Origin of the sequence: Oceanospirillum sediminis (genome assembly GCF_014164585.1) — a bacterium.
In the GTDB taxonomy this organism is placed as follows: Bacteria; Pseudomonadota; Gammaproteobacteria; order Pseudomonadales; family Halomonadaceae; genus Oceanospirillum; species Oceanospirillum sediminis.
The window spans coordinates 111,477-125,698 of the sequence record NZ_JACJFM010000012.1 but is presented as its reverse complement, the minus strand read 5'-3'; the positions used below and the strand labels follow the sequence as shown (position 1 = coordinate 125,698).

General features: G+C 47.5%; 13 protein-coding genes. 6 read left to right on the top strand and 7 right to left on the bottom strand.

Translation table 11 applies throughout. The features are described 5' to 3' along the window. Positions 1-305: 305 nt before the first annotated feature. On the top strand, positions 306-1,643 hold the full coding sequence (locus tag H4O21_RS11330) for an AmpG family muropeptide MFS transporter (protein WP_255487268.1): 1,338 nt from the start codon (positions 306-308) through the stop codon (positions 1,641-1,643). Beyond that, on the top strand, positions 1,643-2,143 hold the full coding sequence (locus H4O21_RS11325) for a transcriptional repressor (RefSeq protein WP_182808975.1): 501 nt from the start codon (positions 1,643-1,645) through the stop codon (positions 2,141-2,143). The genes H4O21_RS11330 and H4O21_RS11325 overlap by 1 nt, the downstream gene beginning before the upstream one ends. Before the next feature lie 63 nt (positions 2,144-2,206). On the opposite strand, the gene H4O21_RS11320 is transcribed toward H4O21_RS11325, so the two are convergent. The 6 genes from H4O21_RS11320 to H4O21_RS11295 form a co-directional block, all read right to left on the bottom strand. Further along, positions 2,207-3,403 (bottom strand): nickel/cobalt transporter, encoded by a 1,197-nt coding sequence (locus H4O21_RS11320; protein ID WP_182808974.1) that lies wholly within the window; start codon positions 3,401-3,403, stop codon positions 2,207-2,209. After that, on the bottom strand, positions 3,391-4,035 hold the full coding sequence (locus tag H4O21_RS11315; protein WP_182808973.1) for a DUF1007 family protein: 645 nt from the start codon (positions 4,033-4,035) through the stop codon (positions 3,391-3,393). The genes H4O21_RS11320 and H4O21_RS11315 overlap by 13 nt, the downstream gene beginning before the upstream one ends. A gap of 158 nt (positions 4,036-4,193) precedes the next feature. Further along, positions 4,194-5,252, bottom strand: coding sequence for a metal ABC transporter solute-binding protein, Zn/Mn family (locus H4O21_RS11310; protein ID WP_220495626.1), 1,059 nt, complete (start codon positions 5,250-5,252; stop codon positions 4,194-4,196). Positions 5,253-5,254: 2 nt separating this feature from the next. Beyond that, positions 5,255-6,136 (bottom strand): metal ABC transporter permease, encoded by an 882-nt coding sequence (locus H4O21_RS11305; RefSeq protein ID WP_182808972.1) that lies wholly within the window; start codon positions 6,134-6,136, stop codon positions 5,255-5,257. Beyond that, positions 6,129-7,013 (bottom strand): metal ABC transporter ATP-binding protein, encoded by an 885-nt coding sequence (locus tag H4O21_RS11300; RefSeq protein ID WP_220495625.1) that lies wholly within the window; start codon positions 7,011-7,013, stop codon positions 6,129-6,131. The genes H4O21_RS11305 and H4O21_RS11300 overlap by 8 nt, the downstream gene beginning before the upstream one ends. A 233-nt stretch (positions 7,014-7,246) precedes the next feature. After that, the gene (locus tag H4O21_RS11295; protein WP_182808971.1) at positions 7,247-8,677 is read right to left on the bottom strand and encodes an SLC13 family permease; all 1,431 of its coding nucleotides are present in this window, start codon (positions 8,675-8,677) and stop codon (positions 7,247-7,249) included. A gap of 175 nt (positions 8,678-8,852) precedes the next feature. On the opposite strand from H4O21_RS11295, the gene H4O21_RS11290 reads away from it, so the two are divergent. Together H4O21_RS11290 and H4O21_RS11285 are read left to right on the top strand one after the other, a co-directional pair. Further along, a complete protein-coding gene (locus H4O21_RS11290) occupies positions 8,853-9,692 on the top strand; it encodes an AraC family transcriptional regulator (RefSeq protein ID WP_182808970.1) in 840 nt (279 codons plus the stop codon). 100 nt (positions 9,693-9,792) lie between these two features. Then, on the top strand, positions 9,793-10,296 hold the full coding sequence (locus tag H4O21_RS11285; protein ID WP_182808969.1) for a tellurite resistance TerB family protein: 504 nt from the start codon (positions 9,793-9,795) through the stop codon (positions 10,294-10,296). Positions 10,297-10,422: 126 nt separating this feature from the next. Here the strand turns inward: H4O21_RS11285 and H4O21_RS11280 are convergent, their stop codons facing one another. Then, on the bottom strand, positions 10,423-10,887 hold the full coding sequence (locus H4O21_RS11280; protein WP_182808968.1) for an OsmC family protein: 465 nt from the start codon (positions 10,885-10,887) through the stop codon (positions 10,423-10,425). Between the two features lie 149 nt (positions 10,888-11,036). Here H4O21_RS11280 and H4O21_RS11275 point away from each other — a divergent pair, with 149 nt between their 5' ends. Together H4O21_RS11275 and H4O21_RS11270 are read left to right on the top strand one after the other, a co-directional pair. Continuing rightward, complete coding sequence (locus tag H4O21_RS11275) at positions 11,037-11,954, top strand: LysR family transcriptional regulator (RefSeq protein WP_182808967.1); 918 nt, start codon at positions 11,037-11,039, stop codon at positions 11,952-11,954. A gap of 128 nt (positions 11,955-12,082) precedes the next feature. Next, entirely contained in the window at positions 12,083-14,185 is a 2,103-nt protein-coding gene (locus H4O21_RS11270) for a methylated-DNA--[protein]-cysteine S-methyltransferase (protein WP_305082228.1), read from the top strand. The last annotated feature ends 37 nt before the right edge of the window (positions 14,186-14,222 follow it).

Sequence of the window (14,222 nt, the reverse complement as noted above, 5' to 3'; positions counted from 1 at the left end):
AACCCCCTGAGCGAAAATAAGTGCATTTTTTGTAAAAAAGTTACAGCAGCCCTGAAACGAGCAGCAAAAGCAGGGAAATCAGAGGGTTAGCGCGATAATATCAAAGTAAAGCTTTATGCCATTATTATCAGCATCATACTTTTGAGAACTGATCGCCTGTCACTCAATCAGACCTGAATGCCTTTTCCTGTCATTAATATCAATAAACTTTAACCAGTACACAAAGCGTTAAAATTCTGCTGCTGTCATAGATCATCCAGTTGTACACTTAGCTCAGCAACTCATTAATAGCCCGGTACTTTCTTTTGATTTCTCAGGACACTATTCGATACTGGATCAGTCTGTGTTTTAACATTCGCATGCTGATTACTTTCATAATGGGGTTTTCCAGTGGCTTACCACTACTATTAACTATCTCTGTTCTTCAGGTCTGGATGCGTCAGGAAGGCGTAGACCTTTCAGTTATCGGTCTGATGGCTTTAGTAGGACTGCCCTACACTCTTAAATTTATATGGGCACCTTTTCTGGATCGGTTCAGCCTTCCCTTTCTGGGGAGACGCAGAGGGTGGCTCATTACGATTCAGGTTCTTCTGGGTTGTTCTATTGCAGCGATTGGTCTTGCTGATCCAATTTCTTCTCCCTGGCTAATTGCACTACTGGCTTTACTGGTGACATTTTTCAGTGCCAGTCAGGATATTGTCATAGATGCTTACCGCAGAGAGCACCTGTGCGAGAACGAACTGGGCATGGGATCCAGTCTTTATGTATACGGTTATCGCACCGGTATGTTGCTGGCTTCCGGTGGAGGCCTGATACTTGCCGATAGCATCGGTTTTGCCGCAGTGTTTATGCTCATGGGTCTTTGCATGGGTATTGGCATTACCACATCACTACTGGCACCAGAACCTCCTGCTCCGGAAAATGTCCCCCGTTCATTAAAAGATGCTGTTGTACTTCCTTTCAGAGAATATTTCAGCAGGGATTCGGCCTGGACAATCCTGCTGTTTATTCTTTTGTATAAACTCGGAGATACGCTGGCCAGCGCTATGACCAGCCCATTTTATGTTGATCTGGGTTTCTCCAGCAGCGAAATTGGTGTCACAGTCAAAATTTTTGGTTTCTGGGCTACGCTGATTGGCGCATTTCTCGGTGGAGCACTGATACTAAAATTGGGTATCTATCGTTCATTATGGTTATTCGGTATATTGCAGATGGTCAGCACTGCAGGTTTCGCGGTTCTGGCAGAAGTGGGATACAACCTCAATATGCTGGCAGCGGTTATTGGCTTTGAAAACCTCACCGCAGGTATGGGCACTGCAGCCTATATGGCCTTTATGGCAGCACTTACAGATAAGCGTTTCACCGCAACTCAGTACGCCCTGCTGACCAGTCTGATGGGCATACCCCGCACTTTGATTTCTGCCCCCAGTGGTTATCTGGCAGAAATAATGGGCTGGACAGAGTTCTTTATTCTCTGCACAGTGATAGCATTACCAGGTCTATGGCTATTGCGGCACTTTTCTGACTGGCATAGTCATAGTGATAATAAAGAATATGATGCAGACCGTGATAACCATATATCCGGACACTCAGCAGCAAATGCTCAGGGACACTCTCCGGATAAAAAAGTTAAGGCACAATAATGACAGACAAACCAGGTATTGATGAGACGATTACCGCAGCGCGCACTTCCTGTACACAAAATGGAGTACGACTGACGCCAAAGCGGGAGAAAGTACTGCGTGTTCTTCTACAGAATGATCGCCCTTTATCAGCCTATGACGTTGTAGACCTGTTTAAAGAATCCTTCAGTGAAAACCTTCCTGCAATGAGCGCTTATAGAATTCTGACGTTCCTGCTGGAAAACGACTTCGTTCATAAACTGGAAACCACCAACCAGTTTATGGCTTGTCGTCATATCTGCTGCGACCATCTGCATGAACCACCTCAATTTCTGATATGCGACAAATGCAATGCTGTGCGCGAACTCAGCATAGGCAAACAAACACTGAATGAGTTAAATAATGGTATAGAGCAATCTGGTTTTATTCTGGTACGTAAACAGCTGGAATTACACGGGCTATGTAAAGCGTGTCAGGAAAGTAATGTCGACTTACAGGAAACAGACAATCATTCCGATTAATGAAAAGTCAAAAGGACTGAAAGCGCCTCTCAGTCCTTTTGCTCTGCTTCACAATTCTTCTGATCAGAAAGGCCGAACCTGCTGACTGAACTGCACAAAACTCCAGAGTAAACCGCCTCCCAGAATAATCAAAGCCAGACCACCTGCTATGCCCAGTATAGCAATCCAGTTAGGTCTGCTGTCTCCTTTTTGATAAAGCTGCATCAGTTGCCCGGCGTAACGTCTGACCGATACACTCAGAAATGCAATGGAAGATACTGTAATCGCGGTTCCCAGCGCCATCAACAAAGAAGAAGCCACGCCATACCAGTAAAGCCCCAGTGCATTAGCCAGCATAAGCACTAATAAAGCGCCTGTACAAGGTCTTAGCCCCATAGAAAAAATAATGCCTGCGGATTCTTTCCAGTTACTGTTTTTAACTTCATCAGGCAGAGGCATATGTTTATGGCCGCAGCTACAGTTGCCATCGGCCTGTAATTGGTGGCTCGACGTCAGCACTCCTGCTCCGGGCTTACCTGATCCAGCTCCGGAAAACTTAATCTGCTTTATCTGCAACAGCTTCTCAGCTGAATCTGTTTTTTGTACAGATACCATTGATGAAACAGGCTTGATTGATACCGGCTTTGACAGCATATTCAAAGCCTTTTTATTATCAGCAGCCACTTTTTGTTCTGAAGATAAGCTTTCTGCAGACCTGCTACCATCATCATCTGGTGAAGACTTTTTCATTTGTCGGAACTGACGCAGCTGCCGTACACATATCAGAGCACCCATCAGTACCACCAGCAAGTAACTGACGGCTTCAAACTGCGAACCTATCCATTGACTCTGACGCATGGATAAATCAAGCAAGCGTACCAGAGCCGTAACCAGAAGTACCGCTACGGCAGCCTGCAAAAAGGCCGCCATAAAAGAAAACTGAATGCCTTTTTTCAGAGAGGCTACCTGGGTTCCCATATAGGTTGCGATAATCGCTTTGCCATGCCCGGGGCCAGCAGCATGAAAAATCCCATACAGGAAGCTGACCGCAATCAGAGCCGGCCCATACTCATCAGGGTTCTGTTTAACCTGTTGTAGTAAAACCGCCAGTTCTCTGTGCATCTTTTGCTGGGTCTGAATCACATAAAAGATCAGCTGCTCACTATAAAAAAAACTATAGAGCAAAACAGCAAGCAAACTGAGCAGGAATAGCCAGACGAGCCCTTTAAGTGAAAACAGAGTCTGCTTCATAGCTGAAACCCTGACCATTAACGTTGGCATGATAACTCCATTTTTTCAGCGAATAACACGCCCAGCCCTTCAGAGTCTTTAACCGTCTGATCCAGTCTTGCGGCATATTCCACCATCTCTTGCGTCGGCTTTGGTAAGATCAGTTCCCATTGGCAGAAACTGCTTACCTCTGGTGATAAAATCAGATCATGGCTACTGCTGTAATTCATGGAAACATAGTAGGTCGGATCATAAGTAGACAGGCTTAATGGCAACCCTTTAATGGGGACAGGTTTTTGTAGAGTAAAATCCATCGAAAGCGTCAACTGAGCGGCCTCTGCTGTTAAAGCCCAGTTATCAGGAACCGGAAGCGGCAAAGGTGAATTATTCAACAGGAGTTTACTGTAGTATCCCTCATTCCCCAGATTAGTCACCATTAACTCACCCAGTTCATGCAACTGCTGTTCTGGGGATTTACCATTTTGCTGAAACTCAGACAGTACAGTAATCGAGTAATAAGGATCAAACTGCCAGCGCATATGAATCCCGGTAAGCCTTAACTGATCATCAATATCCAGTTCCGTTTTAAGATCAATCCAATTGTGCGGATGGGCCTGTACCGCAGTACAAATCAATCCTGTTAAGCAGACCAGTAGTTTAGATATGCGACTGAAATAACTCACGTTTTAGTCCCCGACCGGACTCTGCTTATCCAAACAGCTCCGGGATAATGTTATTCACGGTAAGTCGGTATAGATTCAATAAAGCCGTTCTTCTATCTGCTGTCGCGTAAAAGAACGGCTTTATACGGATACTAACGTTGTTTTAATTAAAATATAACTTAGTCGGTCTGATTCAGAGCATCCGCAAGCGTATGAGCGTTGTGACGCATCATTTTAAGATAAGTTCCGGCAGGACCATTACTGGCAGATAAAGCGTCCGAATACAAAGAACCGCCGATAACCGCTCCGGTCTCCCGACTGATCTGTTCAATCAGACGGCTATCACTGACATTCTCAATAAATACAGCACGAATCTGGTGTTCACGAATCTGACGGATAATTTTCGCGACATCACCTGCTGCCGCTTCAGATTCAGTGCTATTCCCCTGAGGTGCAATAAACTCGATATGCCAGGCATGAGCAAAATAGCCAAAAGCATCGTGTGGCGTAATCACTTTGCGCTGCTGCTCAGGAATCTCATCAAACAGATGCTCAATCTCATGCTCCAGCTGCTCCAGCTCCTTGATATAAGCCTGAGCATTTTTCTGATACTCCGCCTTATTTGCCGGATCGGCTTCACTTAATCCATTAGCAATATTTTTCACATAGACCACGACATTATCAATATCATGCCAGGCATGAGGGTCCCATTCCCCATGATGATGCCCGTGGTGGTCGGCATGATCTTTATGCTCTGAAGCATGATCATCGTGGTGGTCATCATGATCTTTATGCTCTGAAGCGTGATCATCGTGGTGGTCGTCATGTTCATCCTGATGACCGGCTTCTCCGGACTTCAAAGCCCGGATACCAGAAGTGGCAACAACCTGAGCCCCTTTATAGTGAGCAGACTCCAGCAAGCGCTCAATCCAGCCTTCAAAACCCAGGCCATTGAGTATCACCAGATCTGCTTTGGAAACAGCACCAGCATCACGCGGGCTGGGCTGAAATACGTGGGCATCACTATTCGCTCCAACCAGAGTAGCCAGATCAACGTTATCACCACCAATTTCCCGAACTAAATCACCCAGAACACTAAACGTTGCAACAACCCTGACTTTATCAGCCGCCCCTGCCGACAGACTGAATAATAATCCAAAGCCTGCAAGAGCCACTTTTCCGGCTCGCCAGCAGGCAGCCCCCTGGCTCAGAGAAAACATACCAGCCTTTCCAGACATACCTAATTCTCCAGATGTTTGAGTGAGATAAAACGAAAAATTAATCCCCCCTCTTTGCCCAACAGCAAAGACAGCAGATAAAAGCCGCCAAGGGATAAAATAATCAGAGGACTGGTAGGCCAGTTAACATAATAGGAAGCCAATAGCCCTGCCAGACTGGCCAGAGCGGCCAGAGTAACCGATAACAACAACAGACTTTCCAGTCGCTTGCCCCAGAAACGCGCAGCTGCTCCCGGAAGAATCATTAGCCCAACGGCCATCATGGTACCCAGTGCATGAAAGCCAGCGACCAGATTCAACACTACCAGCCCCAGAAAACTGAAGTGAGCCAGCGCACTTAACCCACTGACTGAACGAAAAAACTCCGGATCAACACATTCCATCACCAGAGGACGATACAAAACCAGCAAAACAAAAACTGTACAAGCGGCGATAATAGCCAGTAGCTGCAATGCGGCGTCATTCAGTGCCAGTGTTGAGCCAAATAGCACATGCAACAGATCCACGTTACTGCCGTTGACAGAGATAATGAGCACCCCCAGCGCCAGCGAGATCAGATAAAATGCTGCCATACTGGAGTCCTCGCCGGTCACCGTCGCTCTGGCTACCAACCCTGACAGCACAGCCACCAGACATCCCGCCAGCAACCCTCCCACAGTCATAGCCCCCACGGATAGCCCGGCCATCATAAAACCGATAGCAGCGCCTGGAAGAATGGCATGGGCCATAGCGTCGCCAATCAGGCTCATCCGTCTCAGCATCAGAAAGACACCGACCGGTGCCGCCGACAGGCTCAGAATTAAGCAACCGGCCAGCGCTCTGCGCATAAAAGAGAACTCTGCAAATGGCTCTGTCAGCAAATTCAGTACAACCCACTCAGGCATTTTTCACCTCCTGAGTTTGCTGCTCCGGGGTATTTCCCTCTGTTACCGGCTCTGAAATAACATAGGCAGCAGATGTTTGCTGACACACCTGTGCTGTCTCATCCGGTAATGGCAGCTGTATATCTGCTTTTTTCATCAGATAGTGATCCAGAACCCACTCACTCTGCCCTATCACCGCCTGACAACAGGGTTCAGGACCTCTTTGCAGTAACAAAGTTTGTGGAAAGTGCTCTTTGACCAGAGCTGGATCATGCAGAACGGCCAGAATCGTTTTGCCCTGACAATTCAAGTCATGCAAAATCGTCAGCAAATGTTGCGTAGTAGCATGATCAACACCCGTAAAAGGCTCATCCAACAGAATCAGATCCGCATTCTGTAATAGCATCCTGGCAAACAGCACTCGTTGTAGCTGACCACCTGACAGAGCCTGCAATGTTCTTTGTTCAAACCCTTGCAGCCCTGTTTTTTTCAGTACTTCTTTCACAGATTGGCGGGTAAACAGGGTACGAAGCGAACGAAATGCTCCGGTACGCAACCAAAGGCCCGACGACACCATTTCTTGCACCGTAATAGGGAAGCTACGATCCAGCTGAGCGATTTGAGGTAAGTAAGCAATGGCCTTGATATTAATCCCCGGATAATCAACAGATCCCTCTAAAGGTTTCAGTTGACCCATAATGGCTTTCAACAGGGTTGATTTTCCGGTGCCATTGCCCCCCACAATAGCGAGCATCTGACCTGATGATATTTTCGCTTCAAAGTGATGAATGACCGGGTGGCGGTCATAACCCAATGTCAGATTATGGCAGTGAATCAATACCTGATTATTCTGATCCCGCACAAAATCCGGAGCCTGGTCATGTGTCTGCAGAGTCATATAGACATTGCCCAGTAAAGTAATCCACCGATGGTGCTCCATAAGCAAATCACTACCAAAAAACGCTGCCAGATGTTTAGACCAAACACGTTCTGCTCCTACCTGAATCAAATAAATGTTATAACATAACATTTATTTTAATAACAAGCAGATTTACATACTTGCTAACCACACCTCCTACCTGAAATTTGCACCTTAATATCAACCGTTTTCTGGTTGGTTTACTGATCGCTTCAGCCAAACCAACCCAGCACTGACCACCAGATATAATTCAGAGGGAAGAGAACCAGAAGCGTCAGCGGCAGCAATAACAGACAGAAACGCGCGGCCTGCTGAACCGGTACTCCGGCCAACTGCATCGCCAGAATGAGCGGTGCAGACTGATAAGGAAACAGAATGGTTGAGAAACCTAACACCTGAGTCATCAGAACAGATTGCAAAGATAAACCGGAACTCTGACTCATCTGTTCAGCAAACGGAGTCATCACTGCTGGTACACCAGGCAGAGTCGTCAATACCCCGGCAACAAAAGATGTCATAGACAACAGAATAAAGTTCAGAGCATTCTGGCCCTGTTGCAATGGCAACCATGTATTAAGCTGCCCTCCCAGGAACTGGCCAATGCCACTACTATTAATTACGGACCCCAGTGCCATAATACCGACAACGAAAAGAATCGATCCCAGATTCATCTTGCTGTTAAAGCTTTTCTGACTAACCAGCCCGACACCTGGGATTAACAGAAAGATAGCAGCGGATAAACCGATCCATGCAGCAGGAATATGATGCCAGGCATCGGTTACCCAAAGTCCCAGTGTTATCAGCATGATCGTAAGCAGCTTTTTCTGATCAGCGGTGATAGCGCCAGAATCAGCGGACTGCTCCTCTTTCGTCTGCGATGCGGTCGCCACTCCGGGCTGATCAGGAAACAACCAGACAATCAGCATAATAATGGCAGCGCCTTTGAGCATACCCAGTACAGGAAAGTGCAGCACCAGATACTCGCCATATCCGGGTGCCCATTGGTACAAAGTTTCTACCGCCCCCAGAAAGACCATATTCGGCACATTAGCGGGCAAAACAGCAAAGGTAGGCACATGACTGCCAAAAGCAGCGGCCAGCGCAATACCGGTGTGACCATTACTTCCGGGGTTAAAACCACAACGATCAGCCAGCGCCATAGCAATTGGTACAAAGAGTAAGACCCGCCCCATAGACGACGGCATCACAAACCCCAGCAGCGTTGCCAGGATAACGATACCGGCGATCAGCTGCAGATAACTGCCATTCAGACGCTCTGACATTCTGCCTGCAATCCGGCGCGCTAATCCGGTTTCATTAATCGCAATCCCCAGCACCAGCCCTGAGAAAATCAGCCAGACAGCATTTGAACTGAAACCGGAGAAAACCACTTCAGGTGAAGCCAGTCCGAACAGAACCGCCATCAGCATAAACAGTAATGCCGTAATAAATTCAGGTAATACGCCTGTTGCAAAAAAGATCAGCGTAGTCAGGATTAAAAAACAGACTTTTAATTGATGGGTATTCAGAAACTGATCAAGAGGTGTGGCAAAGACCAGTCCGAAAGCGACCATAGTCAGTACCACTACCAGCACTCTCGATCGGTTCAGACAGGCTTTAGCAGAATCGATCAGGGTATACATTTGTCTGTCCTTATTTCAGAAGATACTTCGGGCTATTCTGCCAGATCAGCTGTATTTCATTATTCGACAAACTGACATCTGATATCGAATAATGGACAAAAGTATTTTATCCCATCCTCTTAAAGCCGGAATATAAAATCAGCGGTACGTTATTCAGGCCAGGAAGGCACTTATCATGACAGACACCAGAATCAGCGGCCGTGCCTCAGAAGCCCATATTCAGAAACAGATCTCATCAGGCAAACGTATACGTTCCACAGCAGGGCAAGTCATTGATCCTTTGCGTCCGGTGATTGGCATGCAGGATACTATGCCTGCAAATCTGGAAATCAGTTATCACTCCCACCCCAGAGGTCAGCTGGCCTATGCCAGCGAGGGGATTCTGAAAATTTATACAGATGATGGTATCTGGATAGTACCACCGACTCAGGCCGTTTGGATTCCGGGCAATATCCGACATTCCGTTAACGCTGAAATCACCGCAGAGATTCGTCACCTGTTTATTGATCCATCCCATTTACAGGATTTTCCGGATCAATGCAGCGTGCTGGAAATGCATACCCTGCTGAAAGAACTGATACTCAGAGTGGCTGATTTTGGCCGGGAGTATCAGCCAGACAGCCCTGCCAGCCGGGTCTGCGCTGTCATACTGGATGAACTGACACAGCTACAACCTTCTCAGCTTCATCTGCCCTTTGCCCGCGATAAACGCCTGCAGAAGGTGATGCAGATGATGATTAAACGACCTGACGCAGAACCCCCTCTGGCTTTCTGGGCTGATCAGGCCAGCACCAGCGAGCGCACTCTGAGCCGCCTGTTTATTAAAGAGACCGGAATGAACTTCAGCCAGTGGCGTCGACAGCTTTTGCTGCAGGAAGCAGTACGTCGACTGAATCAGAAAGAAAGTGTTACCCACATTGCTCTGGAACTGGGTTATCGCAGCACCAGTGCGTTTGTTGCCATGTTCCGCCAAGCTCTGGGAAAGCCCCCCGGACAATATTTAAAACAAATATGAAAAATTTATCATTTGAATGGGAACTTTCTGATTAAGCTACAGACTATTGATCTGGTTTAAAAAATATCTGAATCAGATTAATCAATCGGGAGAATACAGCATGGGTCTGTTTGATATGTTTAAAGGTGACAGTGGCGATGAGATGACTCCTCATCTGGCATTTGCAACGTCACTGCTTTACATGATTGCCGCAGACGGTGAGTTTGATAACGAAGAAATTGGTCAGCTGCTGGCAGTACTGGGCGGTGAAAAAAGCGGCGGCTCTATTGGTGTAGGTGCCAATAACCGTGCTCTGCTGGATTCAGCTCAGCGCTACATGAGCAAAAACAGTGTTGACCAGTTCCTGGCGGAAGCAGCACCTTTACTGTCTGATGCTCAGAAAATGTGCATTCTGACTAACCTGATCGATTCTTCTCTGTCTGACGGTCAGGCAGAGCCAGAAGAGCAGGCGATGTTCGGTAAATTCATGCAGGCATTTGAGATCTCAGAAGAGCGTTTCAAGCCTTTCTTTGAAGTACTGGCACTGAAACATGATCGTTCAGTGTTCACTCAGGAAAATCATCCAAAGAATGCACCGGATTTCCGTGTGAGCCTGTCTCAGTAATTGCTCTGATCGTTACCGAATACAGCGGTTCAATCGTAACCGCTGTATTCTGGTTTCTACCCCGGCAGCGGCATAACCGTTGAGCTATTTTATCTCATTGCTATTATTTGGCTCTATCTCACTTTATTATTCTGAACTAAGCTCTGTTTCTACCGGGAAATTCACCGAATTCGCTAAAAAACAACTATGATGAGCTTTATCATGCAATGCTCGTAGCTGCGACATATCCGGCTGCTTACCCACAAACTGAACATCAGGCTTAAGCACTACACTGGTCATCACTGTTTTCCCTGTATTATCAGCCCCCATAGTACCAATAGCCATATCTGTATACTGATCGACACAAAACCCAGCCTGTGCAGCATAACTGAGAAAAAACAGCATATGACAGCTGGATAGGGCTGCAACAAACGCTTCTTCAGGATCAACATTCTGTTCTACAGAATAAGGTAAAGGGACAATATGAGGAGAGGATGAAGCAGGAACCGTTACACCGCCATCAAACTGCCACTCATGTCCCCGACTATAGCGGTTGTCAGTAAATACCTGATCGCCTCTCTGCCACTGTACTACCGCATTATATTCTGCCATCACACTCTCCTCTTTCATCACAGCTCAGGGGCAACCCCTTTTACTCTGGTAATCATTCATTGCATGACATTGTGATATGAAATAAATTTGAAAGTAAGCGATATATATTGACCCTGCATTGAGAAAATCTCACACCATAGAATTCACCTATGCCTGATCATATCTCCCTGACTGCAATACGCACCCTGGCCATTGTAGCCCATGAACTCAGTTTCAGCCGGGCAGCGGAACAGCTGCATATCAGTCCCAGCGCCGTCAGTCATCAAATGAAACAACTGGAACAACAGCTGGGTTATGCGTTATTTGTGCGTCATTCTCAGGGTGTAGAGCTGACACAGGCCGGGCGAGAGCTGGCACGATATGCTCGACAGGCTATGCAGCAGGTGGATACCGGACTGAAAAAAGCCAGGCAACAGAGTCAGAAAACAACACTGACACTGGCGGTTACTCCTAGTCTGGCACAGAGCTGGCTGATTCCGAGACTGAATAGCTTTTACCAGATAGCCCCGGACACTGAATTGAAACTGTTAGCCCGTGATGCTCTGACTGATTTCAACCAGCAGGATACCGACTTACATCTACATTTCGGAGATGGTCAGGCTGTGGGCCTGCGCAGCGAATTTCTGATGGCAGAATCTATGGTCGCGGTATGCCATCACAGGCTTATCTCTCCTTCTGAAGACAGCAGTAATCAATCTGATGCTTTATCCCTTCGACAGCGACTTGAGAAGGGAGAGATACCTTTATTACATTACCAGGCCGGAGAGGAAGATGCTCCCGGAGGTCTGAGCTGGCAGGACTGGTTCAGTCGCAATAATCTGACCATGGCTTCAGACCAGCCTCACTATCATTTCAGTCATCTTCAGATGGTCCTGGAAGCCGCTCGCTGCCAGCAGGGTATTGCTCTGGTCTGGGAGAATTTACTGACGCCAGCTGACACCGCGTTAATCCGTTTACCTTTTGATCCGATCGCCCTGAAATACGGCCACTACCTGGTTGCCCCCGAACATCACTGGCAACGTGATGATATTAAACAATTCAGCCAATGGCTTAAGTCTCAGGCCTGACAATCATGATAAGACCATAATACTTATCAGCCCTCAGTTCCGAAAATGGCTGGAGCTTAACCAGAAACGTCATAGACTAAACAGGACTGCACTTATTACTTGAATCCAATGGATAAATGAGACCAGAGATGAATAAAACCGTCATCAGTCAGAATACTCCGATAATAATGACAACAAGTCGGGACATTATCGGGATAACACTGAATGCAGACGAGTGCCGTAAAGCACGGCTGGCCAGAGATGCCCGTTTTGACGGTCTGTTTTTTATCGCGGTCAGAACCACCGGAATTTTCTGTCGTCCAATCTGCCCGGCTATACCACCCAAAGAAGAGAATGTCGAATATTACGCTCACTCCAGTCAGGCACTGACAGCAGGCTATCGCCCTTGTCTTCGCTGTCGTCCTGACAGTGCGCCGGGATCATGGGCCTGGCTGGGCACCGAGACCACGTTTCGTCGGGCAATGAAAATGATTGAACACGGTGAACTTCAGGAGCACAGTTTGCCAGAACTGGCCGAGCGCCTGGGGATCAGTGATCGCTATCTGAGACAACTGTTTAATCAACAACTGGGGATATCCCCTAAACAGTACGCTCAGTATCAGCAGCTGATGTTTGCTAAACAGTTATTGCACCACAGTGATATGGCGATTGCTGATATTGCTCTGGCATCGGGATTCAATAGCGTTCGTCGTTTTAACGATGCCTGTCAGAAAATTCTTCAGCTGACGCCCAGCAGTATCCGCAAAGGCCGGATAAAAGACAGCACCCGAAAAACAGCGGATATATCCCACTCTGTAGCCCGTCCGGATAATAGCCTGATACAGCACCAGCTGGAACTGCATCTGCGGCCGCCTTTTAACTGGCAGCATCTGTTAAGTTTTTATCAACTAAGAGCCATCAATGGCCTGGAAAAAGTCACGAAAAATAGCTATCAGCGCGCCTTTATCCTGGATGGTCAGCCCGGCTGGTTTCTGGCGCAACAAACTCAGACGGATCGATTGCAGATTACCTTTGCCATTAGCAGCCTTCAGCAACTGAATCCTATGCTACAGACCATTCGCCGGATGTTTGATCTGGACTCTGATCTGACCACCATTGAGCAACATTTACAGCATACGGCTCTGGCCAGTAAGCTGACATCCGGCATTCGAATTCCGGGGGTATGGAGTAGCTGGGAAGCGGGCATCAGGGCCATTCTGGGACAGCAGGTTTCCGTTAAAGCCGCCATCACCCATCTGAACAATCTGACGCACACACTGAATCAGCGCTATAACCCTACCGCCACAATGCATCATACAGATACCATCTGGCAGGACTGTTTACTGCGCTTTCCTGAACCAGAATGGATTATCAGGGATGATCTGTCCTGCCTGAAGATGCCCCAGAGCCGCAAAGATACCCTGAAGCGCTTCGCGCGCTATATACAGGAATATCCGGATAAACACCCCCGGCACTGGCAAGAAATAAAAGGCATTGGCCCCTGGACCATACAATATGCCTGTATCCGGGGATTATCCGAACCGGATCACTTTCTGGAAGGTGACCTGATCATCAAAAAAGTGATGCAATCCCTGCCGGAATGGGATTCAGCACCTGTCTCTCCCTGGGGAAGCTACGCGACTTTTCAATGCTGGCAGTATTATAACGATCAGACCAGCCAATCCCATAATAAGACCGATATTGCGACGAATAAGGAATCCCGGAAGATGAACGCTTCGACTACAGTCAGTAAAAAACACACATCATCTGCTGAAACCAGATATTACACCCGGTACGACAGCCCTCTGGGATGCCTTACTCTGCAAACAACGGATCAGGGGCTGACCGGGCTATGGCTTCCGATTCATACCACACAACCGGATGATTTAGGGGAAAAAAAGGATGACCACCCTCATCTGATGACAGCGATTCAGCAGTGTCGTGAGTACTTCACCGGGGAACGCCTTCAATTCACAGTTCCCATCGCAGCACAAGGCACTCTCTTCCAACAAAAAGTCTGGCAGGCGCTTTGTGCTATTCCTTATGGTGAAACCTGGAGTTATCAGCAACTGGCCGATGCAATCGGTAATCCTAAAGCGGTTCGGGCCGTAGGGCTGGCCAATGGCAAAAACCCGATATCCATCATTGTCCCCTGCCACAGAGTGATCGGTAAAAACGGCAAACTCACAGGCTATGCTGGTGGTATTGAGCAAAAAGAAAAGCTACTCAGACTGGAAGGTGTACTGAACTGACCAGATATCATCACAACGGATATTGCTCTGCCGGAGC